Source organism: Allobosea caraganae (assembly GCF_003351345.1).
In the GTDB taxonomy this organism is placed as follows: Bacteria; Pseudomonadota; Alphaproteobacteria; order Rhizobiales; family Beijerinckiaceae; genus Allobosea; species Allobosea caraganae.
This window is the reverse complement of record NZ_QQTO01000001.1, coordinates 345,105-370,734: the sequence shown is the minus strand read 5'-3', so window position 1 is coordinate 370,734 and position 25,630 is coordinate 345,105. Positions and strand designations below refer to the sequence as shown.

The following is a 25,630-nucleotide window of genomic DNA, read 5'->3' as shown; positions in this document are numbered from 1 at the left end:
GCAGCTCAGTTGGTCTTGCTGCCGATGACGTCGTCGAAGCGCAGATCGAATTCCTCACGCGCGTCCAGGCGCTTGGGCAGGTCGCCGGCCTCGAAGATCACATCGATCAGCGATTGCTGCTTCGGGATCAGGCTCGACAGCAGGGGGAAGGAGAAGTCGCCCTCGGATTCCACGATCTTGCGCGCATCCGCCGGCTTCAGGTTCTGGCGCTTGACGTAATAGGAGTCGATCCAGGCATCGGCGTTGCTGCGCGACCAGCGGTTGGCGTCGATCCAGTTCGCCACGAACTCGCGGATCGCGGCCGCCTTCGCCGGGTCGTCGAGCGCCTTCTGGCTGGCATAGAGATAGCTCAAGCTCTTCGGCAGGCGCCGGTTCTGCTCGCTGGGCAGGGCGCTGGCGCCGCGATCGGCGAAATCGGCGAGGTAGCGCGAGAAATGGGGCTCGTTCAGCGCGGCAACATCGACCTGCCCGGTGCGGACGGCATCGGGAAAGTCGCCGGCGCGAAGCGGAACGAGCTTGACGTCCTTCTTGGTCAGGCCCGCGAGTTTCAGCGCATTCAGGACGAAGGGCTGGCGCCCGGTGCCCTCGCCATAAGTGATGCTCTTGCCGCGCAAATCCTCCAGCGTCGCGAGCTTGAGGCCGGGACGGGCGGCGAAGAAGTAATCCGTCTCCGAGGAGACGCGCGCGGCGACGATGAGGACGCGCTCGCCGGCGGCATGAGCCTGGATCGGCGGCGTATTGCCGACGGAGGCGAGATCGAGCGCGCCGGCGCGGAAAGCCTCGAGGATCGCGGGCCCGCCAAGGAAATTGGCATAGGTGACGGTGCTGGACAGCTTGTCCTGTGCGCCGGAGGCCCGCATCAAGGTCTGCAAGGCCTCGTTCTGATCGGCGGCGACCAGCTTGGTCCCCTTCGGGACCTGGGTCGGAAGGGCAGGCTGCGCAAGGCCTGGCCCAGCGGACAGGCCGAGCAAGGACAGCTGCGCAAGCGTCGCCGCCAGCAAACCCATCGCGTTGCGGCGCGCCCTGTTGAACTGTCCGGAATGGAGGAATGGCATGTCGGAGCCTCGGCTGCGTCGCCCAATGCGAGCCGAAATCTTCCTCCCGTATCGTTCTCTATGTCAAATAGAATGTTCTTTTTAAAGAACAACGTAGAAGGGAAGGATTCTTTGCGATTCCTACGATCCGGGCACGAATCTCCTCGCCGAGCGCTTGGGCACGGATGGAGCGACGCTGCGGCAGCGGCAGCGCGTCACCCGCCCCAGCGCTGCCGCCAGGCGCTTGCGGCCAGCGCGCCGACGCATTCGATCGTCGGGGTCGGCACGCCGGTCCGGCGACCGAGCTCCGCCACCGCCGCGACGATCGCGCCGAGCTCGAGCGGCCGGCCCGCCTCCATGTCCTGCAGCATCGAGGTCTTCACGCCGATCAGGGTCGGGGGCACCTGCAGGCGGACTTCCAGGTCCGGCAGGCCGGCGACACCGAGCGCACCGGCGACAGCGACGCACTCCGCCATGATCGCCTTGGCCACCGCCCTGGTCGCGGGGTCGTCGGCGATCTTGTCGATCGCCGCCCCGGTCACCGCCGAGATCGGGTTATAGGCCGCGTTCCCGAGCAGCTTCAGCCAGACCTCCAGGCGGATATCGTCGCTCTGCTCGGCATCGATGCCGCCCGCCTTCAGGAAGGCCACGACCTCCGCGAGCCTGCCGCCCTGCGCCGCCAGAGGCTCGCCGATGATCAGGCGCTTCCTGCCGTTCCAGGTGACGACGTTCGGCGCGGGCCGGTTGGCGCCGATATAGACGACGCAGCCCAGGATCTGCCCGGCGGAGATGGCAGCGTCGATCGCGCCGTTCGCATCGACCGCCTGAAGCGTCCGGTCGCCGAACTGGGGACCGAGCCCGTCGAGATACCACCAGGGGATGCCGTTCAGCATCGGCAGCACGATGGTGGACGGCCCGACGAGCGGCCTGACGAGGTCGAGCCCGCCTTCCCAGTCCTGCGCCTTGAAGCCGACGATGACGAGGTCCTGGATGCCGGCGGAGGCCGCATCGGCCGTCGCCTGCACGGCCAGCGTCTGCGCGGCCACGGACGGCGCCTGCAGGGTCAGGCCCTCGGCCGAAAGCAGCGCCGCTGTCTGCGGCCGGGCGATGATGACGGGCTTCTGCCCGGCCTGGGCCATGTGCCAGGCGACGACCCCGCCGACCGCCCCTGCCCCAACGATTGCAACGCGCATGCCTGTGCTCTCTCCCGCCCGATCGCGACGACTATAGGAAGCCGCAGTCGATGCGATAGTGCCGCGCAGACATGGTCCCGGTATCAAGCGGGCATGATCGGAGGCTAACTCAGCCCCTTGCCGGCATCGGAGCCATGGCGCGCCTGCCGGGCGCGCAGGAACAGGATCCCCGCCAGCGCCAGGCCGATCACCAGGAACGAGACGCCGGTCGTCACGGTGCCGAGCGCGTAGATTTCTGGCGTCGTCACGGTCGAGGTCAGGGCCTGCAATTCGAGCGGCAGCGTGTTCTTCTCGCCGATCGCTTGCGAGGAGCGGGCGATCTCGTCCCAGGACAGGGTGAAGCCGAAGAGCCCGACGCCGATCAGCGAGGGCAGGATCACCGGCAGGATGACGTGGAAGAAGGTCTGCCAGGGCGTGGCGCCCTGGTCGCGCGCGGCTTCCTCCAGCCTGCCGTCGAAGCGGTTGAAGATCGCGAACATGATCAGCAGGCCGAAGGGCAGCGCCCAGGTCAGGTGCGCGCCCAGGCCCGAGGTGAAGATGCCCATCGCGGTCGAGTAGGTGTCGGCGATGAAGCCCGGCGCATAGGCCTTCACCACCTCGTCGAAGAGCCGGAACTGCAGGGCGATGCCGAGCGAGGTCACGATCGAGGGCACGATCAGGCTGGCGATGGTCACATAGAACAGCAGGTTCTGGCCGATGAAGCGCTTGCGGAAGGCGAGGCCGGCCAGCACCGAGAAGACCATGGTGATGACCATCACGGTGAGGCCGAGTTGGAGCGAGCGCCAGAAGGCCGACTTGATGTCGACGATGCCGCCGCCGCTCCAGAGCCGGCCGAACCAGTGCAAGGAAATCCCGTTCATCGGGAAGGTCATGCCGCCGGTCGGCCCCTGGAAGGAGAGCGCGAAGATCGCGATCATCGGCCCGTACAGGAAGAGCAGGAACAGGCAGAAGAAGGCGGCGAGCCAGTAGAACGAGGCGGGACGGCCCTCGCGCATGGCTAAGGCCCCCTCTGGAGCATGATGTCGTCCGAAAACCGGCTCCCACTTTTGGGCATCATGCTCAAAGCTCCTTCCGAATATCGACGAAACGGTTGAGCGCCGTGATGATCAGCAGCGTGATCGCCAGCAGGATCACCGCATTGGCCGCGGCCGGCGGGAATTGCAGCGCGTTCAGCCGGGTTTCGATGATCTTGCCGGCCGAGGCGATCTGCTGGCCGCCCATGACCCCGACCGTGATGAAATCGCCCATCACGATGGTGACGACGAAGATCGAGCCGATGACGATGCCGGGCTTGGCCAGCGGGATGACGACGTTCCAGAGGGTCTGCCAGCCGCTGGCGCCAGCGTCATAGGCCGCCTCGAGCAGGCGCTTGTCGATGCGCGCCATCGAATTGAAGATCGGGATCACCATGAAGAAGGTGAACAGGTGCACGAAGGCGAGCACCACCGAGAATTGCGAGAAGAGCAGCCATTCGATCGGCTCGTTGATCAGGCCGACATTGATGAGTGCGCTGTTGACGAGGCCGTTGCGGCCGAGCAGCGGCACCCAGGAGATCATCCGGATGACGTTCGAGGTCCAGAACGGGATGGTGCAGACCAGCGCCAGCGTCATCTGCATGGTGACGGTGCGGACGTGGAAGGCCAGGAAATAGGCGATGGTGAAGCCGATCACGAGCGTCAGCGCCCAGACGATCAGGCAGAACTTCACCGTCGAGAGATAGGTCCTCAGGATGGTGCAGAGCTCGGGCAGCTGGTCGTAGCAGCCCTCGAAAGTCTCGACGTAGCTGCGCGTCGTGAAGCTGGGGATGATCGAATAGTCGTTATAGTCCCAGAACGAGACCATCACGACGAAGAGCAGCGGCACGACGAAGAACAGCGCGAAGACCCCGGCGAAGGGCAAGGCCTGCAGCCAGGCCGGCGGCGCGTAGGCGGTTTTCGTCGCGGGCATCTCGGTTTGGTTCTCGTCTCGGTCGGAAAGCGGATCGCTTCGTCACACCCGCATCGTCATCCCGGGCAAGCGGCGAAGCCGCGCAGTCCCGGGATCCATCGTAGAGTTCTGAGCCTTACGATGGATCCCGGCGCTCCGCTGCGCTGCGGCCGGGATGACGTCGAGTTCTGTCAAACGCGGTTCACGCCGCGATGAACTCGTTCCACTTGCGGACCATGTAGTCGTTCTCGTCCATCACCGCGTTCCAGCAGGCGACGTTGCCCATGCGGTCGTCGTAGGAGCCGCCGTCGCGGCTGGCGCCGGCCTTCTCCAGCAGGGAACCATCGGGCGCCTTGATGTCCTTCTCGGCCGGCTTGCCCTCCATCCAGTAGGCCCATTCATAGGGCTCCATGTTGGCCTTGGCGGTGGGGAGCACCGCCGAGTAGTAGCCCTGGCGGTTGAGATAGGCGCCGGCCCAGCCGGAGAGGAACCAGTTGACGAACTCGTAGGCGAGCTCGGCCTTGCGGCCGGTGACGGACTTGGACAGGCAGAATCCCGAGGCCCAGGAGCGGTAGCCCTCCTTCAGCGGCTGGAAGGTGCAGGCGATGCCCTTGGTGCGCACGGCGGTGACGGCCGGCGACCACATCGACTGGATCACCGTCTCGCCCGAGGACATCAGGTTGACGCTCTCGTTGAAGTCCTTCCAGAAGGCGCGGAACTGGCCGCTCTTCTTCGCCTCGGTCAGGACCTTCATGGTCATGTCGATCTCGGCGCGGGTCATGTTGCCCTTGTCGGGATATTTGTAGAGGCCGGAGGCCTCGACCACCATGGCGGCGTCCATGATGCCGATCGAGGGGATGTTGAGGATCGAGGCCTTGCCCTTGAACTCGGGGTTGAGCAGCTCCTTCCAACTCTCGATCGGGCGCTTGATCAGGTCGGGGCGGATGCCGAGCGTGTCGGCGTTGTAGACGGTCGGGATCAGCGTCACCCATTGCGTCACGCCCGAAGCGAACTTGGTCGAGTTCGCGCCCTCGACGAACATCACCTTCTTGGGCGCGGTGCCCTGGTCGCCAATGACCTTGCCGTTGGGCAGCTGGCCCTTGGTGAAGACCGGCGTGATGTTGTCGAACTGCTTGATCTTGGTGGCGTCCATGGCGAGGATGTTGCCCGATGGCACCAGCTTCTTCAGGCTGAAATACTCGGTGTCGAGCACGTCGAAGGAGTTCGGCTGGGTGATGACGCGCTTGGTCACGTCGTCGGTCGTGGCCGAGATGTACTCGATGGTGATGCCGGTATCGGCCTTGACCTTCTTGGTGATGTCGTCGGACTGGTTCACCGCCGTGCCGAGATAGCGCAGCACCTTCGGCTCCTGCGACCAGACCGCGGGAAAGCCGGTGATCGCGCCCGAGCCCGCGGCGAGGCCGGCTGCGGCGCCGGCGCCCTTCAGCACCGCGCGGCGCGAGAGGCCTGTCGTGTCCTTCGTCCTTTTGGTCATCGTTCGATCCCTCCTCATTGATCTCGCTCGTTGATCTTGCTCGTCGTCAGGCGGCAGTTCCCAGCCGGTGGATGTCGGCCTCGTTCCAGCTCACGGCGACGGTGTCGCCGGGGTTGAAGGGCTCGGCGTCGAAGACGGCCTCGCTCAGGTTGGCGGTGAGTTCGGGGGCGAAATCCGCGGCGAGCCCGACCTGGACGTAGCTGCCCTGGTATTCGACATCGCTGACCACCGCGGTGCGGGCGGCGCCGTTGACGGCCTTGGTCAGGCGCAGCTTGTCGGTGCGCACCGCGATTGCGCCCGCGGCATCCGAGACGATGTTGTGGCCGCCGATGAAGCGGGCGATGAAGGCGGTCGCCGGTGCGTTGAAGATCTCGCGCGGCGTGCCGGCCTGCTCGATCAGGCCCTGGTTCATCACCACCATCAGGTCGGCCAGCGCCATCGCCTCGTCCTCGCCATGGGTAACGTGGATGAAGGTGATGCCGAGCTCCTTCTGCAGCTTTTTCAACTCGGCGCGCATCTTGATGCGCAGGAACGGGTCGAGCGCCGAGAGCGGCTCGTCGAGCAGCAGGATCTGCGGCTTGGTGATCAGCGCGCGGGCCAATGCGACGCGCTGCTGCTGCCCGCCCGAGAGCTGCGCCGGCAGGCGCTCGGCGTAGCTGCTCATGGCGACGAGTTCGAGCAGGCGCATCGCCTCCTTGCGCCGCTCGGCCTTGGCGACGCCGCGCATCTTCAGGGAGAAGGCGACGTTGTCGACGCAGGAGAGATGCGGGAACAGCGCGTAGCTCTGGAACATCATGGCGGTGCCGCGCTGAGCCGGGGCGAGGTCGGTCACATTGCTCGGCCCCAGGATGATGTCGCCTTCGCTGACCGCCTCATGGCCGGCGATCATCCGCAGCGTCGAGGATTTGCCGCAGCCGGAAGGTCCAAGCAGGCAGCAATAGGTGCCCGCCTTGACGCGCAGGTTGATCGCGTTGACGGCGACCGTCACGCCGTAGCGCTTGGTGACCTGAACGAGCTCGAGATCAGAACCGCGCACGCCCACCTCCTGGTTGAGGCGGATGCCTTACAAGCGCCATGCCAAAGCGATGGCGGGGCTTGCGCTGCGAGCCATCGGGCCGATTTGGCGAGGAATTGGCGCCTGCTGAGGCGATTGCACAATAAAATTGCAGTTTGACTGGAGATGTCGACACGTCCGGGCGCTCAGCTGCCACGGTAGGTTGCATAGCTCCACGGCGTCGCGATCAGCGGCACGTGATAATGGCCCTCCGGCTCGGCGATGCCGAAGCGCAGCGGCACCTCGTCGAGGAAGGGCCGCTCCGGCAGCGCAGGGCTCTTCGCCGCGAAATAGGGGCCGACATGGAAGACCAGCTCGTAGGTGCCGATGCGCAGCGGGCCGCCCCCGAGCAAGGGCTGGTCGGTGCGGCCGTCGGCGTTGGTACGGGTTTCCAGCAGCAGCGCCCGGGCGGAGTGCCCGATCTCGTAGAGCTGGACGCGGACGCCCTCGGCCGGGCAGCCGCTCTGGGTATCGAGCACATGCGTCGTGAGGCGCCCGGCGACCGCTGGCGCGCCGGGCCCGTCGACGCGCTCGACCAGCCTGAGCCGGGTGATATGGCCGATCTCGGCCAGCGCCGCGGCGAGCTCCGCACCGGGGGCATGGCCCAACCTCCTCTCGAAGGCGGCGAGCACGGCATCGCGCGTCTGCCGGCGCACGCAGATCACGAAAGGAATGCCGAAGCGCCCGTCATACTCGGCGTTGAGCCGCTCGAAGCGGGCGTATTCGGCGTCGGAGAGCCGGTCGAGCCCGAGCCCGGCCTGCTCGCTGACCGATTCCGCGGCCATCTCGCCGGCCCGCGCCGCCTTGCCGGCGAGGTCGGGGTGGAGCCGCACGAAGGCGAGCCGCTCCTCGATCGGCCGGCTCAGCACCGCCTGCATCATCGCTTCGTGCAGCGCCGCCACCGTCGCGAAGGGGCGCGCCGCGAAGCTGGCCTCGGCGACCCAGGGGGCGTGCTCGAAGATGCCGTCCAGCGCCGCGACGAAGCTCGTGCGGTCGGCGTCGTTCAGGGCGGCGAGGGTCAGGCGATCGGGCACGGCAGGTCCTCTCGATGGGGGGATGTCGCGGCCGGATAGCGGAAGGCCTCGCCGGCCCGGTCGCGGTCGTAGACGCACTCGCCGGCGACATAGGTCGCGCGCACCGCGCGGTCGTCGCCGAGCGTCATCAGCACGAAGAGGAGGTCCTCGATGCTGTCACAATAAGCGCTGCGGAAGCCGAGCAGCGGCGTCGCGCGGGTGTCGAGGATGCAGAGATCGGCATCGTAGCCGGGCTCGAGCTTGCCGAGCCTGTCGTCCAGGTAGAGTGCCTCGGCGCCGCCGAGCGTGGCGAGGTAGAAGGCTTGCGTGGCGTTGAGCTTCCGGTCCGTCAGCGCCGCGACCTTGTAGGCCTCGTTCAGGCTCTGCAATTGCGACAGGCTGGTGCCGGCGCCGACATCGGTGCCGAGAGCGACCTTGACCGGCCGCTTCGGATCGACCGCGTCGAACAGGCGGAAGAGGCCGCTGCCGAGGAAGAGGTTCGAGGTCGGGCAATGCGCCAAGGCCGCGCCGGCCTGGTGGCAGGTGCAGAAATCCTGCTCGTGCATGTGCACGGCATGGCCGAACATCGAGCGCCGCCCGACGAGCCCGGCATGGGCGTAGACGTCGAGATAGCTCGCGCGCGCCGGAAAGAGCTCGCGCACCCATGCGATCTCGCTCGGATTCTCGCAGAGATGCGTCTGCAGGAAGAGCCCGTCATGCTCCTTGAGCAGCGCGCCGGCGGCATCGAGCTGGGCTTCCGTGCTGGTCGGGGCGAAGCGCGGGGTGACGCAATAATGCTGGCGGCCCCTGCCGTGCCAGCGCGCGATCAGCGCCTTGCTCTCGTCATAGCCGCGCTGGGCGCTGTCGAGCAGGGCATCGGGCGCATTGCGGTCCATCAGGACCTTGCCGGCGATCATCCTTGCATTGAAGCGCTCGGCCTCGGCAAAGAAGGCATCGACCGATTGCGGATGCACGGTGCAGTAGACCATCGCCGTGGTCGTGCCGGCGCGCAGCAGCTCGCGCATGAACAGCCCCGCGACCCGCCCGGCATGGGCGGCATCGGCGAATTGCTGCTCGGCGACGAAGGTGTAGGTCTCCAGCCATTCCAGCAGCTGCGAGCCATAGGCGCCGATCATCTGGAGCTGCGGGTAGTGCACATGGGCGTCGATGAAGCCCGCGCAGATGATCGCGTCGGGATATTCGATGGGGACGACGCCGTCCGGCAGCGTGTGGCGCAGCTCGGCATAGGGGCCGCAGGCCTCGATGACGCCGCCCTCGATGATCACGAGTGCATCGTCGTGGTGGACGAGGCAGGTCTCGGCCGGCTGCTCGAACGGATTGCCGCGGAAGGAGATGGCGCGGCCACGCAGCGCCTTGGTCGTCGTCACCGCTCCATCTCCTCCGGTCAGGTTCAAGTGGTCGGGCGACGGCGAGCATCGGGGCTCGCCGTCGCCCTGTGCTCACGCAGGGTGCTGGACGAAGCGCTCGATATGGGCTGCCGCGATCGGGTTCGCGTTCGCCACCAGGTCGTCGAACCGGTAGTTGGCGATCTTGGCGATCTCGATCAGCCCGGCCGCCCGCTCCACGCCCGGCGAATTGGCCATGCGCGACCAGCCATTGGCCAGCACCCGCTCATAGCGCTCGACTTCGCGGGCGCAGACGATCAGCGGGAAGGCGAAGTGCTTGCGATAGGCGCGGGCGAGCTCCAGCACATGGCCCTGATCTTCCGCATCGAGCCCGTCGATGCCGGCGTTGACGTGGTCGAGCCTGTAGGCGTTGTCGGCGTCGCCCTCGCTGCCGAGATCGGCAAAGGAGTTCATCAGCTGCAGCTGCTCCTCGGCCGAGCCGGTCAGCAGCGCGTCGTGGAACGCCGTCCGCAGCGCGATCGTGTCGGCGAAGGGCTTCATCGCGTAGGCGCGCTCCAGGACCCAGGGCGTGTTCTCGACGAGCCCGCCGAAGGTCTTGCTGAACGCGGCGCTGCTCATGGCGTTGACGTCGGCCAGCGTGACCGCGTGATCGCCGGGCCTACCGGCGACGACCGTCGCGTGACCGGCGCCGAGATGGTTGAAGACGATGTTGAGCCCTATCGCCGCCACGGCGCCGAGCGTGATGCCGCTGCCGAACATGATCTGCGCCCAGGGCGGGAAGGCGTCGGCGACGAAGGGCTGCGCCGTGACCAGCATGCCCAGGCCGACGCTGGTGCTGACGATGACGATGTTGGCGTGGTTGTTGAAGTCGACCTTGCTCAGCGTCTGGATGCCGACGACCGCCACGGCGGCGAACATGGCAAGCGCCGCGCCGCCCAGCACCGGGTGCGGAATGCCGGCGACGATCGCCGCCGCCTTCGGCAGCGAGCCGAGGATGATCATGATGACGGCGGCGGCGGCGACGACCCAGCGGCTCTTGATCTGGGTCAGGCGGACGAGGCCGACATTCTCGGCGAAGCAGGTATAGGGAAACGAGTTGAACACGCCGCCGATGAAGGTGGCCAGGCCGTCGGCGCGGATGGCGCGGCCGATATCGTCCTGGCGGATGCGCTTCTTGACGATCTCGCCGGTGGCGTAGACGTCGCCGGTCGTCTCGACCATCGTGATGATCATGACGATGATCATCGACAGGATGGCGGTGATGCTGAAGGTCGGCATGCCGAAATAGAACGGCATGGTGTAGCCGACCCAATCGGCCTTCGCGACCTCGCCGAAATGGGCGTCGCCGAGTATCCACGCGACGAGCGTGCCGATGACGAGGCCGGCGAGCACCGCCACTGTGGCCATGAAGCCGGTCGAGATCCGCTGGATCGCCACGATCAGGGCCAGGGTGCCCAGCGCGTAGGCGATGTTCTTCAGCATGACCGGGTTCTGGATCGCGTTCGGGCCCTTGCCCATCACGATGTCATTGGCCGCGACGGGAAGCAGCGCGATGCCGATGATCAGGATGACCGAACCGGTGACGACCGGCGGGAAGAAGCGCACCAGCTTGGCGAAATGGCCGGCGACCAGGAACGTGAAGACGCCGGCGACGAGGACCGAGCCGTAGATGGCGAGAAGGCCGGGCGTGCCGCCGCCCGCGGTGAGGCCGATCGCGATCATCGGGCTGACCGCCGTGAAGGTCACGCCCTGCAGGAGCGGCAGCCTGACGCCGATCTTCCAGACGCCGACGGCCTGAAGCAGCGAGGCGATGCCGCAAGTGAAGAGATCGGCGTTGATCAGGTGGATCAGCTGCTGCTGATCGAGGTTCAAGGCACCGGCGATGATGATCGGCACGAGCACGGCGCCGGCGTAGAAGGCCAGGACGTGCTGGAAGCCGTAGGCGGCGAGCTGCCCGATCGGCAGCACCTCGTCCACCGGGTGGACCTTCCCGGCCCGGGCCGGCGGCACGTAGCCGAGTGCCGGGTTCGCATCTGCCAAGATCGTCATCGACATGTCTCCTTCAGGTCGTGGGTCCGGTGGGCTTCGTTTGGGTGTTGGTCTCAAAGGGTTGGAACCGGGCTGGCGCCGCCTTGCGGGCGCTACTCGCCCGGGACGGCGACGGCATGCTCCTGCGCTTGGAAGGGCGGCTCGACCGCGTCGCGGGCTTCGCTGCGCCGGAGGGCGTTGCGGCCGTCCTCGTCGAGCACCAGCCGGTAGAGCCGGTCGGCGGTGAAAGGCGTCTCGCGTAGGCGCACGCCGGTCGCAGCGCAGATCGCGTTGGCCAGCGCCGCGGCGACGGGGTTGTAGGGGCTCTCGCTCATCGACTTGGCGCCGAGAGGGCCGATGCTGTCGGAGGTCGCGGCGAAATGGACGGTGGTCACCGGCGTGTCGGCGAAGCTCGGGATGTGGTAGCCGCGGAAGGTCGGGTTCGCGACCTTGCCTTCGGCATCGATCAGCATCTGCTCGTAGAGCGCCGCGCCCAGCGCCTGGGCGACGCCGCCCTCGACCTGCCCGCGGCACTGCATCGGGTTGATGACGAAGCCGGCATCGGCGGCGTGGATGCTGCGGAGGATGCGGATCTCGCCCTGGCGGCGGTGCACGGCGACCTCGAAGCCCTGGACGTTGAAGGCGATCGAGCGCGACGAGCCGTCGGAATGGCCGATGCCAGACAGCGCGACGCCCTTTGCCATGGCGGCTTCCGCGAGTTCGACAAGGCTGATCCGGCGCTCGCCGGCCATGACGTCGCCGTCCACGAGCCGGCAAGTCGCGCGATCCACGCCCGAATGGGCGGCGGCGAAGGTACAGATCGCTTCGGCCAGCGCCTCGGCTGCCCGGCCAGTCGCCGCTCCCGCGACGACCGTGCCGGTGCTGCCATAGGCGCCGGTGTCATGCGCGATATGGTCGGTATCGGACTGGCGGATGCGGATCTGCGCTGGCGTTGCGCCAAGCATGGTCGCCGCGATCTGGGCATGCACCGTCGTCGTGCCGTTGCCGAATTCGGCCGTGCCGACGGCCAGTTCGTAGGTGCCCTCGGTCGTCAGCCGTATCCGGCTCTCGGCGCGGTGCCCGCGCGGCGGGATCGTCGCGATCATGGCGACGGCCATGCCGCGGCCAGTCAGCCAGTCGCCGGAAAGTTTCGGCTTCGGCGCGCCGTTGAGGTCGCGCTCGACCAGGTCGAGGCACTGGTCAAGCCCGTAGCTGCCGAAGGAAAGGTCATGCGCCACATGGTCGGCGGCGACGATCGGGTCCTCGGCCCTGACGACATTGAGGCGGCGGAAGGCGAAGGGGTCGATGCCGAGCTTGTGCGCGGCCTCGTCCATGGCGGATTCGACCGCGAAGATCGTCTGGCTCAGGCCGTAGCCGCGGAAGGCGCCGCTCGGCAGCGTGTTGGTGTAGACGGCGTAGCCATCGACCTTCTTGTTCGCGCAGCGATAGAGCGCGATCGCCTCGCCCGCGGCATGGAACAGCACGCCCGGCCCGTGATTGCCGTAGGCGCCGGTATTCGAGACCATGCGCATGGAGAGCGCGGTCAGCGTGCCGTCGCGGCGCACGCCGAGCTTCACCGTCACGCGCATCGGGTGGCGGCTGGTCGAGGCGGAGAACTGCTCGCTGCGGGTGAATTCGAGCTTCACCGGCCGGCCGGTCGTGAGCACCGCGAGCGCGACGATGTCCTCGGTGATCATCTCCTGCTTGCCGCCGAAGCCGCCGCCGACGCGCTCGCTGAACACCCGCACCTTGTCCTTGGGCATGTTGAACAGGGTGCAGAGCGCGTCGCGCGTCAGGAACGGCGTCTGCGAGCTGGTGCGGACATGCAGCCGGCCATCGCCGCCGAGCCAGCCGATGGCGCCATGCGTCTCCAGATGCGCGTGCTGGACGCGCTGCGACTGGTAGGTGGCCTCATGGACGAGGTCGGCCTCGGCAAAGCCGGCCTCGACATCGCCGGTCTCGCCATGCAGCTCGGCGACGATGTTGCGCGAGGCGTTGGCGATGCGCGAGGAGACCGGCTTGTCATGGATGACGGGCGCGCCCGGCCGCATCGCCTCTTCCGGGTCGAACACCGCCGGCAGCAGCTCGTAGCTGACCTCGACGAGATCGCGCGCCGCCTCGGCCACGGCCTCGCTGACCGCGACGATGGCGGCGACGCGCTGGCCGGCGAAGCGGATGATCGGATCGAGCACCAGCGTGTCGTCGACATCGTCGGTGACGTGCTCGTGCCGTGCGGTGGAGAAATGCTTCTGCGGCGCGTCCTCGTGGGTGAGCACCGCGATCACGCCGGGCAGCGCCAGCGCGGCGCTGGCGTCGATCGCGACGATGCGGGCCGAGGCGTGCGGCGAGCGCAGGATCTTCATGTGGAGCAGGCCCTGAAGCGGGCCGTCCGGCGCGACGTCCATGGTGTAGCGCGCCTTGCCGGAGACTACGGCCGGCCCGGCTGGCGCCGGCACGTTGCGGCCGCCGGAGGAGCCGGCGCCGTCCGCGTGCTTGTGGCCTGCAATGGCGTCGGCGATGGCGCGGTAGCCGGTGCAGCGGCAGAGATTGCCCTTGAGCGCGGCTGGCAGGTCCTGGCGCTGCGCCTGATCGAGGCAGGCTGCGGTCATCACCATGCCGGCGGTGCAGAAGCCGCATTGGAAGCCCTGCGCGTCGAGGAAGGCCTGCTGCATCGGATGCAGCCCGTCGACGCCGAGCCCCTCGATCGTCGTCACCTCCAGGCCCTCGGCCCGGAAGGCGGGGACGAGGCAGCTATGCACCGGCTTGCCGTCGAGATGGACGGTGCAGGCGCCGCAATCGCCGGCGTCGCAGCCCTTCTTGACGCCGAACCAGCCGAGCTCGCGCAGGAAGGTGCGCAGGCACTGGCCGGGTTGCGGCGTCGCATCGTGCTGCATGCCGTTGACGACGAAGCTCATCGACGCGGCTCCGCCAGCTCGCGCCTGATCTCCTCGGCGAATTCGAAGGTCATGTGCCGGCGCCAGTCCGGCCGGCCATGGACGTCGTCATAATAGAGTGCGTCGGGAATCGCCTCGGCAAGCCGCGCCGCCAGCTCGTTGGGGCCTGGCATATCGGCGAAGGCGAGCTGGACGGGCCGGCGGGTGGAGGCCGTCACGGTCAGGACGAAGTCTCCCGTAGCCGGCAAAGTTCCAATCAGGAGCACGCCGGAGCGACCGAGCTGCGAGAGCGAGGCGCGCCGGAAGGCGAAACGGCGAGAGAGAGCCTCGCGCGGCAGCGCGATGCTCCTCAGCACCTCGCCCGGGCGAAGCGCCGGCTGCAGCGGGCCCTCGACGAAATCGGCGACCGGGACGCGGCGCTCGCCACCTTCCGGCATCCAGATGGTGCAGACACCGTCCAGCGCCGCGCAGAGCGAGATCATCGGCCCGGCCGGCAGCGCCATGCAAAGATTGCCGCCGACCGTCGCCATGTTCCAGATCTTGAAGGAGGCGAGGAAGGAGCGGCAGCACAGGCCGATCAGCGGCGCCGCGATCCAGTCCGCCGGCGCTTTGAGGGCGTCGAGCGTCGCGACGGTGCAGGTCGCGGCGATCGAGAGCCCGGCTTCGCTGACCAGCAGAGGCGCCCAGCCGGCCTGCGACAGGTCGATCAGCCGCGTCAGGTGCGGCTGCGGCTCGGAGAACAGCCAGGTGCCGCCGGCGAGCCAGGCATCGCCCCTGCCGAAATCCGCCAGCTCGCCGCGGCTCCGGGGGCGGGCGATGGCGTTGATCGTGTTGAGATCCATGCTCTCCGCCCCCGCTTCTCAGCGCCTCAGGCCCGCCCGACCGTGCATTCGATCTGCCCGTGCGGCTCGTCCGTCGGGGTGAAGACCTGCTTGTCGCCGTTGCGGCCGAAGAGGCTGAGGTCGATCGGCAGGTAGTGCTTGTTGGGGCAGGCCATCGAGATCTCGGCGATCTCCGGCACGGCGGCGAGCACGGCCTCGCCCATCAGGTACATCGTGTTCTGCACGCTCGGGCTGTAGGTCGTGGCGAAGACCTTGAGCGCCGTCGCCAGCACCTTCGCATTCGCTTCGGGATAGGAGGACGGAGCCTTGGACCAGCGCCAGGAGGCGTCCATCGCGGTGGCGCACATCCGGTCGGCGGTCTCCTTGATCGTGGTGACCTCGTCCATGACATAGCCGACCCAGCCGGATTCCGTGGTCTTCATGAACGTGAAGTTCTCGATGCCCGAGGTCACAGTCGAACCCGCGCGCGTGGCGCTGAGCTTGACGAAAGGCTTGCCGTTGCTGTCGAGCAGGAAGCTGTGCTGGTGCGGCGCGCCGTCGACGAGGAGGCGCGCCCACTTGGTCTCGCTCGCGGTGACGTCGACCTGGCTGACCTGCAGATAGTGATCGAGGAAATACTTGGCCAAAGCCGCGGCGTAGGGCTCGTTCTCGGCGCCGACATTGTCGCGGGCGACGATGTTGACGATGTTCTTGACCGTGTCGGTCGCGATCGCCGTCGAATTGTCGTCGGAGGTGTAGTTCGCCGCGAAATCGCCTGTGAGCAGCGCCTTGACGGTCAGCTCGCGCACCTCGTGCCGGTCGGTCTCGCGCTTGACGCGCATGATGCGCACCCGGCCCTTGCCATAGCTGTTGCGGATGAGCGGCATGGATGACCCCTTTTCAGCAGTTCGGCCGGCTTTGGCTTCGAGCAGGCACAGCTTCGCCACCATCGCCGGACGTGCCGGCGAAGCCTTGAAACCCGTGCCTGATCCTTGGACACCGCCCCGTTCCGGTCTGAAGCCGGGATTTGATCTCGTGACGGCTAAGCTGATTGTAGGGATGGTTTCAGTTCTTGATATTTCCAATTGCAGAGCGCTACGCTGCCAATTCGGCAGCACGACTGCCGGCCGGGCGACGCTTCATGGCAAAGACCCATTCCGACGATGACGTTACGTCAACGAACAAGCCGAATACTCAAATTCGTCCGCGCGACCACGCCCTTTCACCAGCGTTGCTGGCACGTGTCTTCCATCAGCCGTCGCTGATCTATTTCAACGCGGTCGCCGAGTGCCTCTCCGTCCGCGAAGCGGGGCGGCGGCTCAACATCGCCTCCTCGGCGGTGACGCGGCAGATCGCCCAGCTCGAGGACGCCCTCGGCATGGCGCTGTTCCAGCGCGACGGGCGGCGGCTCACGCTCGCGCCGGCCGGCGAGATCCTCTATCGCCATGCCCGCCGCCTGACCCTGCCGCTGGAGGCGGCGGTCTCCGAGCTCGACATGCTGCGCGGGCTGAAGACCGGTTCGGTGCGCATCGCCACGGTCGAGAGCGTCGGGCTCTCCGTCCTGCCGCAGCTCATCGCCGATTTCGGCCGGCGCTATCCGCGCCTGCATCTCGACGTTTCCGTCGTCGCCTCCTCCGACGTGATCGCCCGGCTGGCCGACGAGCGCGCCGATGTCGGCTTCGGCTTCGTCGCCAAGCCGTCATCGCTGGTCGAGGTCGCGGTGCGCCGCGACGTCCGCATCGGCGTGGTGATGCGGCCCGACCACCCACTCGCCGCGGTGCCGCACCTGACGCTCGCGGCCTGCATCGCCCATCCGATGGCGGTGGCGAAGCCGGAGATCTCGATCCGCGAGGTGATCGAGCCCTTCCTGCAGCAATCGGCGCTGATCCTGCCGCCTCTGGTCGAAGTCGACTCGATCCGCCTGCTGGTCGAGCTCGCGCTGATAGGCGGCTACGCCTCGGTGATGACGCCGATCGGCGTGCAAAACGAGATCAAGAGTGGGACGCTGCTGTTCCGGCCGCTGGAGGACCAGGGCCTGCCGACCAACCGCTTCGGCCTGATGGTGCGGGCCGGCGTCAACCTGCATTTCGCCCCCGCAGTGTTCTACGACCACGCCAAGCACCATTTCGGCTCGGTCGAACTGCCCGGCGCGATCTGACGATCAGCCGTGGCCGTAGGCGTCGGCGGCGTCATTCGCCTCGGCCGGCGTTTCGGCTTTGTCGAAGACCGCGAGCCAGGCGGCGAGGTTTGCGGGCCTTGCCGGCGCTGCCGCCAGCTGCCGAAGCGCCACGCGTAACGAATGGCGCTCGAACCGACCGGCGGGCTCCAGGAAGCCGTCCGGGCTCTCCCGCGCGTCGATCGCTGCCGCCAGGCGCTGCTTCACCGCCACGAGCGACGCATCTCCGAACGCTACCAACAGTTCCTGGAAATGCGCGTGAGCCGCGCCGTCCCATGGCTTCGGCCGCCCCATCGCATCCTTGAGCGGGTGCGCCGGCACGAGATGGGCGAAGGGCACGAAGCCCTCGGGCACCGGCTCGGTCGCAGCATGGGTGCGGCCGGCGGCGAGCAGTTTTGGCAAGACATGGGTGTGCGGCCCCTCCGGACTCTTGCCGTCGGCCGGCGGGATGGGCTGGTAGACCTCGCAGCGCCCGGCCCGCGCAAGGAAGACGCGGTGCGGGCCGGCTGTCAGGATGGCGCCCATGGCCGGGTTGCCGGGCTCGAACAGCGAGCGGCCTGCCACCGAGCGCAAGGTCGCGATCAGCGCGGGATCGGCGCTGCGGATGCAGATCTCGACCTGCAAGGTGCCAAGCCCCATGTCGAAGAGGATGCCGGTGCGATCCTCGGGGCGTAGCGCTTCGGCATCGTGGCCAAGCTCGGTCAGGAGGGTTCGCCGGCTCATTGCGCAAGCGTCGACGGGCAGGCAGAGCGCGACGCGATGGCTCCAGCCCTGCCCGACCGCCGTCTCCGAGGCGAAGAGCCTGACCTGCGAGAGATCGCCGAAGCCGATGCCGCCGCGTCTCGTCACCGCGGCCAACCGCCCGGCTTCGTCCGTGATGGCCACGGTCTCGCCCGGATCGCGCATGAACTCGGCGATGGCGCCGAAGGTGCCGAGATTCCATTGCGTGCTGTCGGTGCGAAGCTGATCGCAGATCAGGCTGGCGATGTCCGGCGTCGTCATCGGGCGGTTTCCTTGTCGTTGAGAGAGTGCCAGGGCAGCACGAAGTCTTCGCCATCGCGTCTGCCGCGCGCGACGCTGATGCCGAAGGCCTGACTGAGGTGGTCGTCGCCGAGCACCGCATCGGGCGGCCCGTCGGCGAGGATGCGGCCCTGGTCGAGCAGGACGAGCCGGTCGCAGAAGCGGCCGGCCAAGGTGAGATCGTGCAGCACGACGACGACGCCGGCTCCGGAGGCCGCGACGCGCCGGAGCAGCGTCATCGCCTCGAGCTGATGGCGCGGGTCGAGCCCGGCCAGCGGCTCGTCGGCCAGCAGCATCTCGGCTTCCACCGCGAGCGCGCGGGCGAGCAGGACGCGCATGCGCTCGCCACCGGAGAGGCTGTCGAGCGTGCGGTCGCGGAAGGAGGCCGCGTCAGTAGCCAACATGGCCCGGGCGATCGCATCCTGGTCCGCCGCCGTCATTTCGCCGAGGGGCCGGCGATGCGGCAGGCGGCCGAGCGCGACGACGGCCTCGGCCCGCATCTGCCAGTGCACGGCGCCGCCCTGCGCCAGGAAGGCGATGCGACGGGCCAGGGCTTTGTGGCCAATGGCCTTGGCCGGCTCGCGGTCATAGAGCACGGCGCCCGCATGCGGCAGCAGGTTGGCGATGACGCGCAGCAAGGTGGTCTTGCCGGCGCCGTTGGGGCCGATCAGCCCGACGAGTTCACCGGTGCGGAGCGTGAGGTCGATGCCGCGCAGGACCGGCTTGCCGCCGAGCGCGACGGCGATGTCCTTGGCCTCGATCAGCATCACGCCTCCTGCCTGAGGCGATGGATCAGGCTGAACAGGAAGGGGGCGCCGATCAGGGCGGTGACGACGCCGAGCTTCAGCTCCGGGCGGATCGGCAGCAGGCGGAGCGCAGTGTCGGCCGCGAGCGTCAGGATGGCGCCGCCGAAGCCGCTGACCAGCAGCAGCCGGCCCGGCCGATGGCCAATGAGCGGGCGCAGCAGGTGCGGCACGACGAGGCCGACGAAGCCGATCGCGCCAGTGACCGCGACCGCGCTGCCGACGCTGAGCGCCGCACCGCCGATCAGCCGGGCGCGCAGCCAGGTCAGGTCGAAGCCGAGGCTGCGGGCGGTGTCCTCGCCGAGCGTGAGGCCATCGAGCGCCGGTGCGCAGGAGAGCAGCAGGGCCCAGCCCAGCAGCATCAAAGGCAGCACCAGCCAAACATGCACGAGGCTGCGATCGGCGAGCGAGCCCATCAGCCAGAAGACGATCTCGAGCGCGGCATAGGGATTGGGCGCGAGATTCAGCGCCAGCGAGGTCATCGCGCCGGCAAAGCTGTTGATCGCGACGCCGGCAAGGATCAGCGTCATCGTGCCGGCGCCGCGCCCGATGAAGCCGTAGAGCAGCAACACCGCAAGCATCGCCCCGGCGATGCCGCCAAGCGGCAGGGCGAGCGCGAAGGCGCCGGCGAAGCCGGAATAGAACACCACGACCGCGCCGAAAGCGGCTGCGCTGGAAATGCCGAGGATGCCGGGCTCGGCCAGCGGGTTGCGCAGCAGGCCCTGCATCGCCGCCCCGGCCATGCCGAGGCTGAAGCCGACCAGCGCGCCAAGCACCGCGCGCGGCAGCCGGAGCTCGGCCAGGACGAGAGCGGGCAGCGTCTGTCGGCCGGCCAGCCAATCGGCGAGCGCCGCCCAAAGGTCGAGGCGGGCATAGCCGATCGCGAGCGAGACCGCCGCCATGGCCAAGGTGGCGAGCGCGAGCAACAGAACCAGCCGCCAATAGGCGATCGGGGCCAGCGCCGCCGGGGTATCGAGGGCGGCGCTCATGAACCTCTCCGATCCGCGCTGGTCGCGTCGATCAGCAATTCGATGGCATCGACCACGGCCGGGCCGGCGCAGGTCCAGAGCTTCGAGGGCAGCGCCACAAGCTTCAGCCTGTCGCTCAGCCGGGCGAGGACGGGATGGTTCAGGATCTCATGGGCGAGCGAGGGCGGCCCGCCCGGCGTGGTGTTGAGGATCAGGATGTCGGCGCCGCCCAACGCGACCGTCTCCAGCGCGATCTGGCCGTAATTGTCGATGCCGAGCTCGGCGGCGAGGTTGCTGAAGCCGGCCGCCGTGAGGATCTCGTCGACCAGCGAGCCGCGCCCGGTGGTGAAGCCGTTCGGGCGCAGCACGATCGCCTTGGGATGATCGGGACCGCGCCGCGCCGCCAGCGCCGCGAGGCGTCCGTCGATCTCGGCGATCAGCGCCTGCCCGCGCCCGGGCTGGCCGAGCAACGCGGCCATCTCGGCTATTTGGGCGCGCATCTCGGCAAGGTTGCGCGGCACGCCGAACTCCCGCACCGGCACGCCGACACGCTTCAGCAGCGCGACGGTGCTGCGGGTGGTGTAGGCGCCGGCGACGACGAGATCGGGCTTCAGCGCCAGAACCTCCTCGACCAGCCCGTGATTGGCCGGGATGGTGCGGGCGAGCTTCGCCATGTTGGCGTTGCGCGGGTCCTGCGATAGCCAGGTCACGGAGGCGATCGCTCCGGGTTCCGCCAGCCGCAGCACCAGCTCGTCCGTGCACATGTTGAGCGAGACGATGCGCGCCGGTTTGACCGGCGCGTCGAGGGATCGGGCCGGGCCGCCGATCGCGGCCAGGCTCAAGCCGAGCAAAAGGGCGGCCCGCTTCATCACAGGGCGAACCGCAGGCCGCCGAACGCGCTCAGGCCGGGTACGAGATAGCCGACCGGGTTCTCGTAGCGCTTGTCGAACAGATTATCGACCCGGCCGAACAGGGTGAGCTTGTCGCTGAGCTTGTAGTCGGCGGCGAGGTTGACGATGGCCGCGCCCGGCGCCCGCAGGCGCGAGATCGAGAAGTCGCGGTTCCCGTCCATGCGCTCGCCGAGATAGATCAGCGTCGCCGAGAGGGTGAGCTTGTCGATCGGCATCCAGGTCGCGGTGACGCTGGCCTTGTGACGCGGCCGGCGCAGCAACTCCTGATGGGCCGTTTCGTCCTTGGCGAGCGTGAAGGTGTAGTCGGCCCTGACCTTGAACTGCGGGGTCAGCTCCAGCGCGGCGAAGCTCTCGACGCCGCTGGTCTTGGCCCGGCCGATATTGGTGTAGGAGGTGCGCGCGGCGTTGGTCAGGATCAGGTTGTCGATGTCGTTGTGAAAATAGGTCGCGCCGAAATTCACACGGCCGTTCAACAAAGGCTGCTCGAAGCCGGCATCCCAGCCGCGGCTCTCCTCCGGCTTGAGGTCGGGGTTGCCGTAGAAGTTGAAGGCCGGACGGGAATCGCTGAAGCGCTCGCTCAGCGTCGGCGCCTTGAAGCCGGTGCCGTAGCTCGCCTTCAGCTTGGTCTCGCTGCCCGGCACGATGTAGACCGGCGCGAAACGATAGGTGGTGTGGCCACCGAAGCTCTCGTCATCGTCGTAGCGGATATTCGCGGCGGTGAAGAAGCGGTCGCTCCAGTTCGACTGCAATTCGACGAAGGCGCCGGTATTGCCGTTCGAGGCGGTCAGGCTCGCCGTTTCCAGCCGCTCGTTCTCGTATTGCAGGCCCATGACCAGGGTCTGACCCTGGGTCAGCTTGAGGTCGCCGCGCCAGTCGAACTTGGTGCGCTCGCCGAGATTGTTTGTGGGCAGGCCGAGGATGCCGATCGCGTTGGGCGCGCGGTTCGAGCGATCCTGGTTGGTGTAGGAGACACTGAGCCGGTTGACGAAGCGGCCGTCGAGCGGGTCCCAGAGTATCTCGCCGCGGGTGAAGGCCTGCTTGTAGTCCTGAGCCGAGCGATAGGCGTTGGGCAGGCTCGGGAAGCCGGAATCGCCGGTCGAGAGCAGGTAGCCGTCGCTGTAGCGGCCGACCCAGTTGAGGCTGATCGTGTCCGTGAGCTTGAAGCCGAGCCGGGCCGAATAGCTCCAATTGTCGTAGGAATTCGGGTTGATGCGCCTTCCGGGCGGGACGAGGTTCGGCGGCGTCACCGGGGTCGAATCGGCCTTGAAATGGGCAATGCCGAAGGCATAGTCGAAGCGGTCGGCGCCGCCGCTCACACTGAGCGTCTGGTTGAAGGTGCCGTAGGAGCCGGCCTCGACCGAGCCCGTCACCTTGGGCGGGCCCTCGCCGCGCTTGGTCGTGATCGAGATGACGCCGCCCAGCGCATTGGCGCCGTAGAGGCCGCTTTGCGGGCCGCGCAGCACCTCGATGCGCTCGATGTCGCCGGTCAGCATCTGGCCGAAATCGAAGGAGCGGTTCGGCGTCGAGGGGTCGTTCACCTCGATGCCATCGATCAGCACCTTGACGTGGTTGGAGTTGGTGCCGCGCATGAAGACCGAGGTCTGCCCGCCCGGCCCGCCGATCTGCACGATGTTGAGGCCGGGCACCGAGGCGAGCGCCTGCGGCAGCGTGCGGCGCTGCTGCTGCTCGATCTCCTGCGCGGTGACGACGGTGACGGAGCTGGCGATCTCCTTTGCCGGCGTCGGCAGGCCGGTCGCGCTGACGACGACCTCGTCGAGTGCCATCGGCTGGCTGGAGGATTGCGCCCTCGCACTTGGCGAAAGCGCGGCGGAGATGGCGAGGGAGGACAGGACGAACGACAGGCGGCCGCGTCTTGCGGCCTTGGGGAAGCGGATCACAATGGAACCTCGGCGGTAACGTCAGTGGCACGTCACCGCGAACGAGATGTCCCCACCCACTCCCGAAGAACGGGCGCGCCTGGTTCAACCACCCATCAGCGCACCCCGGCCAATGTGCTCGCGTGTGACCACGGCTGACGGCAGGTCTCCTGGCTCGCGGGTCGCTGCCTTCACGCCGCCTTCCCAGGGCCGAGGTCCCAGTGGCGTATGGCGAAAGGCTCGCCGCTTACAGTTGCGGGGGCAGCCGCAGCATGGGGTGAGCGATCACCTTTCACTGCGTTCCCTTTTGATCCCGTGAGGGAACCGTCGCGTTCAGAAGTAGGGCGGAATTGCGGCGGGCGTCAACTGGGCGTTGGCCCCGCTTCGACAACGATCGCCATGGCGCGCATTTCTCCAGGCGCGATGCGCATGGTAACAGGCAGAGATTCACGGGACTTCGCCAGCATGCACGCCACCACACCCTCCCGCAGTTCGGATCGCGGCTCGCGCGGCTGGGTCGGCGACGCCATCGCGGTGCTTGAAGCGGACCAGCACCGCTCGGCCGACACCCATCTCTTCAAGCTCGCCTGCGCCGGGCTGAGTGGCATCGACATCTACCTGAAGGACGAATCGACCCATCCGACCGGCAGCCTGAAGCACCGGCTGGCGCGCTCGCTGTTCCTCTACGCGCTCTGCAACGGGCATGTCCGCGAGAACACGCCGGTGGTCGAGGCGTCCTCGGGCTCGACGGCGGTCTCGGAGGCCTATTTCGCCGAGATGATCGGCGTGCCGTTCTACGCGGTGATGCCGCGCTCGACCTCATGCGAGAAGGTCGCCGCGATCGAGCATTACGGCGGCACCTGCCATTTCATCGACGATGGCAGGACGCTCTACCAGGAGGCGGCGGCGCTCGCAGCCAGGCTCGGCGGCCACTACATGGACCAGTTCACCTTCGCCGAACGGGCGACGGACTGGCGCGGCAACAACAACATCGCCGAATCGATCTTCCAGCAGATGCAGCGCGAGCGCCACCCGGTTCCGACCTGGGTGGTGATGAGCGCCGGAACCGGCGGCACCTCGGCGACGCTGGGACGCTACCTGCGCTACAAGCGCCATGCCGCGAGGCTCTGCGTCGCCGATGTCGAGCATTCCGCCTTCTTCGACGGCTATCGCACGCGCGACGCCACCTGCCTTTGCGAGCGTCCCTCGCTGATCGAGGGCGTCGGGCGCCCGCGCGTCGAGCCCTCCTTCATCCCCGGCGTCGTCGACCGCATGGTCAAGATCCCCGACGCCGCCTCGATCGCGGCGATGAACGTGCTGTCGCGCCGGCTCGGCCGCCGCGTCGGCGGCTCGACGGGCACGAATTTCTTCGCGCTGTGCTGGCTCGCCAACGAGATGAAGGCGGCCGGCACGCAAGGCTCGCTGGTCACGCTGATCTGCGATTCCGGCGAGCGTTACCTCAAGACCTATTACGAGCCGGAATGGGTCGCCTCGAAAGGCCTCGACCCCGCGCCCTACGAGGCGAAGATCGAGACCCTGCTGGCTGGCGGCGATCTCGACTGCCGCCTCGACGAGGCCTGAGCCGGCAAGGCCAAGCCGGCAACAAGCAGTTCAAACTCAGATTAGACCTCTGCCTGAACGATTTTATGCAGCATATCATTTGGGAAACACTTGCAAAACACGCCTGAATAGCGTCGACTGAAGAAGAATCGGCGCCTCCACACCAGCAGCGCTGCTACGTCAGGCATTCGACGGTCAAGAGGCGAGGTGCGAGCCGATGACAGGCAAGCTTAGGCCGCCGTCCCTGAAGGACGTCGTGAAGCAGCTTCGCTATGACTGGTTCGGCAAGGACGTCCAGCAGACGCCGACCGTCAGCTACGTCTGGACGGCCGATCAATTCGGGCATTTCGGCCTGGGCTTCCAGATCACCTATCTCGTCGGGTGGCTTCTGGCGTGGATATTTCCGGCGATGCCGAGCTGGAAGACGGCGGTCATCGCGGCGGTGCTCAACCTCGCGCTATGGATCGTGAAGGAGGTGCTCGACATCGTGCGCGAGCGCAAGCGGCAGGGGCCGCTCTTCCCGCTCAACAGCCGCGAGCTCTGGTGGAACGTCGCGACCGCGCTGTTCTACATCGGGGCCGGCGCCATCGTCGCCGGAGCCGCGGGCTGGAGCGGCTGGCATGCGATCATCGCCCTGCTCATCCTGCTGGTGCCCGCCGCGGGGCTGGTGATCTGGTGGGTGCGCCGCAAGATGACCTTCCAGCAGGTCGGGCTGCCCTTCCTGTTCCGCCTGACCAACCTGTGCTCGAAGTTCCGCGACGCCGATGCCGGCCACCGCGAGACGGTCGTCGCGCTGTCGACACCGGCGTCCGTCAGCAAGTCGCTCCCCGGCATTCGTCATGTCGTGGTGACCGGCGCCGTCGGCTCCGGGAAGACCTGCCTCGCCTGCGGCATCGGCACCGAATACGCCTTCAGGCTGGGGATCGCGCGCTATACCACGCTCACCAAGCTGTTCGAGTCGGTCGCGGACTGCCTGCCGAAGGCCGCCTCCGAGAAGCCCCTTCCCGAGCTGGAGGAGCAGGACGGGCGCGTCCTCTGGCCTTGGCGCGATGTCGAGCTCCTGATCGTCGACGACGTCGATGCGCTGCTGGTCGAGCCGCCGCTGCCGGCCTTCGACACCAAGCCCTATGTCGAGGCGGCCGTCACCAAGCGGGCCGACGACCAGGCGGCGCTGCGCGAGATCGTCCGCCACCAGCTCACGATCGTCGGGATCGACAGCTTCGAGCCGCGCCGCACCGTCTGGATCGTCAGCGACCCGCAAGAGGCTGCGGCCTGGCGCGACACGATCGCCCAGTCGCTCGGGCTGGCCGGGGACGCCGCCGTCGCACTGCCGATCATCCATCTGGAGCGCGACGAGCAGGCGATCCTCGCTCTGGCAGCAACCAATTAAGGCTGCCTGAAGCTGATCGGCGAGGGCTGAGTCTTCCGGCCGCCATGAGGTTTCCTCCGGGCGGTTCCGCGGAGTAGGCTGACGGCCTTGCAAGGCGACA

Annotated in this window: 20 protein-coding genes and 1 riboswitch; of the genes, 3 read left to right on the top strand and 17 right to left on the bottom strand. The window is 67.7% G+C overall.

Annotated features, from left to right (window positions below; genetic code table 11):
- Window positions 1-5 precede the first annotated feature (5 nt).
- From DWF00_RS01710 to pucL, 12 genes are all read right to left on the bottom strand, one after another.
- Window positions 6-1,055: an ABC transporter substrate-binding protein gene (locus tag DWF00_RS01710; protein WP_245973699.1), complete on the bottom strand. Its 1,050-nt coding sequence runs from the start codon at window positions 1,053-1,055 to the stop codon at window positions 6-8.
- A 194-nt stretch (window positions 1,056-1,249) separates the two neighbouring features.
- Window positions 1,250-2,227 carry a ketopantoate reductase family protein gene (locus tag DWF00_RS01705; RefSeq protein ID WP_114828801.1) on the bottom strand — a complete coding sequence of 326 codons (978 nt, stop codon included), beginning with the start codon at window positions 2,225-2,227 and terminating at the stop codon, window positions 1,250-1,252.
- Between the two features lie 104 nt (window positions 2,228-2,331).
- A complete protein-coding gene (locus DWF00_RS01700) occupies window positions 2,332-3,222 on the bottom strand; it encodes an ABC transporter permease (protein WP_114828800.1) in 891 nt (296 codons plus the stop codon).
- Between the two features lie 64 nt (window positions 3,223-3,286).
- Window positions 3,287-4,174 carry an ABC transporter permease gene (locus DWF00_RS01695; RefSeq protein ID WP_114828799.1) on the bottom strand — a complete coding sequence of 296 codons (888 nt, stop codon included), beginning with the start codon at window positions 4,172-4,174 and terminating at the stop codon, window positions 3,287-3,289.
- 181 nt (window positions 4,175-4,355) lie between these two features.
- A complete protein-coding gene (locus DWF00_RS01690; RefSeq protein WP_114828798.1) occupies window positions 4,356-5,648 on the bottom strand; it encodes an ABC transporter substrate-binding protein in 1,293 nt (430 codons plus the stop codon).
- Window positions 5,649-5,694: 46 nt separating this feature from the next.
- Window positions 5,695-6,684 (bottom strand): ABC transporter ATP-binding protein, encoded by a 990-nt coding sequence (locus DWF00_RS01685; RefSeq protein ID WP_114828797.1) that lies wholly within the window; start codon window positions 6,682-6,684, stop codon window positions 5,695-5,697.
- 164 nt (window positions 6,685-6,848) lie between these two features.
- Window positions 6,849-7,736 carry a 2-oxo-4-hydroxy-4-carboxy-5-ureidoimidazoline decarboxylase gene (uraD, locus tag DWF00_RS01680; RefSeq protein ID WP_114828796.1) on the bottom strand — a complete coding sequence of 296 codons (888 nt, stop codon included), beginning with the start codon at window positions 7,734-7,736 and terminating at the stop codon, window positions 6,849-6,851.
- A complete protein-coding gene (gene guaD, locus DWF00_RS01675) occupies window positions 7,721-9,103 on the bottom strand; it encodes a guanine deaminase (protein ID WP_114828795.1) in 1,383 nt (460 codons plus the stop codon). Before guaD ends, uraD begins: the two co-directional genes overlap by 16 nt.
- Window positions 9,104-9,175: 72 nt before the next feature.
- On the bottom strand, window positions 9,176-11,131 hold the full coding sequence (locus DWF00_RS01670; protein WP_114828869.1) for a solute carrier family 23 protein: 1,956 nt from the start codon (window positions 11,129-11,131) through the stop codon (window positions 9,176-9,178).
- Between the two features lie 92 nt (window positions 11,132-11,223).
- Window positions 11,224-14,025 (bottom strand): molybdopterin-dependent oxidoreductase, encoded by a 2,802-nt coding sequence (locus DWF00_RS01665; RefSeq protein WP_114828794.1) that lies wholly within the window; start codon window positions 14,023-14,025, stop codon window positions 11,224-11,226.
- The gene (locus tag DWF00_RS01660) at window positions 14,022-14,846 is read right to left on the bottom strand and encodes an FAD binding domain-containing protein (RefSeq protein WP_114828793.1); all 825 of its coding nucleotides are present in this window, start codon (window positions 14,844-14,846) and stop codon (window positions 14,022-14,024) included. The genes DWF00_RS01665 and DWF00_RS01660 overlap by 4 nt, the downstream gene beginning before the upstream one ends.
- Window positions 14,847-14,872: 26 nt before the next feature.
- Window positions 14,873-15,712 carry a factor-independent urate hydroxylase gene (pucL, locus tag DWF00_RS01655; protein ID WP_114828792.1) on the bottom strand — a complete coding sequence of 280 codons (840 nt, stop codon included), beginning with the start codon at window positions 15,710-15,712 and terminating at the stop codon, window positions 14,873-14,875.
- A gap of 254 nt (window positions 15,713-15,966) precedes the next feature.
- Between pucL and DWF00_RS01650 the strand changes: the two genes are divergently transcribed.
- On the top strand, window positions 15,967-16,983 hold the full coding sequence (locus DWF00_RS01650; protein ID WP_114828791.1) for a LysR family transcriptional regulator: 1,017 nt from the start codon (window positions 15,967-15,969) through the stop codon (window positions 16,981-16,983).
- A 3-nt stretch (window positions 16,984-16,986) separates the two neighbouring features.
- On the opposite strand, the gene DWF00_RS01645 is transcribed toward DWF00_RS01650, so the two are convergent.
- The 5 genes from DWF00_RS01645 to DWF00_RS01625 are packed head-to-tail and all read right to left on the bottom strand — an operon-like array spanning window position 16,987 to window position 22,601.
- Window positions 16,987-18,003: a DUF6925 family protein gene (locus DWF00_RS01645; protein WP_114828790.1), complete on the bottom strand. Its 1,017-nt coding sequence runs from the start codon at window positions 18,001-18,003 to the stop codon at window positions 16,987-16,989.
- Window positions 18,000-18,788 (bottom strand): ABC transporter ATP-binding protein, encoded by a 789-nt coding sequence (locus DWF00_RS01640; RefSeq protein WP_114828789.1) that lies wholly within the window; start codon window positions 18,786-18,788, stop codon window positions 18,000-18,002. Before DWF00_RS01640 ends, DWF00_RS01645 begins: the two co-directional genes overlap by 4 nt.
- Window positions 18,788-19,813: a FecCD family ABC transporter permease gene (locus DWF00_RS01635; protein ID WP_114828788.1), complete on the bottom strand. Its 1,026-nt coding sequence runs from the start codon at window positions 19,811-19,813 to the stop codon at window positions 18,788-18,790. Before DWF00_RS01635 ends, DWF00_RS01640 begins: the two co-directional genes overlap by 1 nt.
- Window positions 19,810-20,661 (bottom strand): ABC transporter substrate-binding protein, encoded by an 852-nt coding sequence (locus DWF00_RS01630; protein ID WP_114828787.1) that lies wholly within the window; start codon window positions 20,659-20,661, stop codon window positions 19,810-19,812. Before DWF00_RS01630 ends, DWF00_RS01635 begins: the two co-directional genes overlap by 4 nt.
- Window positions 20,661-22,601 carry a TonB-dependent receptor plug domain-containing protein gene (locus tag DWF00_RS01625; RefSeq protein WP_245973698.1) on the bottom strand — a complete coding sequence of 647 codons (1,941 nt, stop codon included), beginning with the start codon at window positions 22,599-22,601 and terminating at the stop codon, window positions 20,661-20,663. Before DWF00_RS01625 ends, DWF00_RS01630 begins: the two co-directional genes overlap by 1 nt.
- 122 nt (window positions 22,602-22,723) lie before the next feature.
- A riboswitch (cobalamin riboswitch) is annotated at window positions 22,724-22,922 on the bottom strand.
- 123 nt (window positions 22,923-23,045) lie between these two features.
- On the opposite strand from DWF00_RS01625, the gene DWF00_RS01620 reads away from it, so the two are divergent.
- Complete coding sequence (locus tag DWF00_RS01620) at window positions 23,046-24,161, top strand: PLP-dependent cysteine synthase family protein (protein WP_114828785.1); 1,116 nt, start codon at window positions 23,046-23,048, stop codon at window positions 24,159-24,161.
- 196 nt (window positions 24,162-24,357) lie between these two features.
- On the top strand, window positions 24,358-25,530 hold the full coding sequence (locus tag DWF00_RS01615; RefSeq protein WP_114828784.1) for a hypothetical protein: 1,173 nt from the start codon (window positions 24,358-24,360) through the stop codon (window positions 25,528-25,530).
- The last annotated feature ends 100 nt before the right edge of the window (window positions 25,531-25,630 follow it).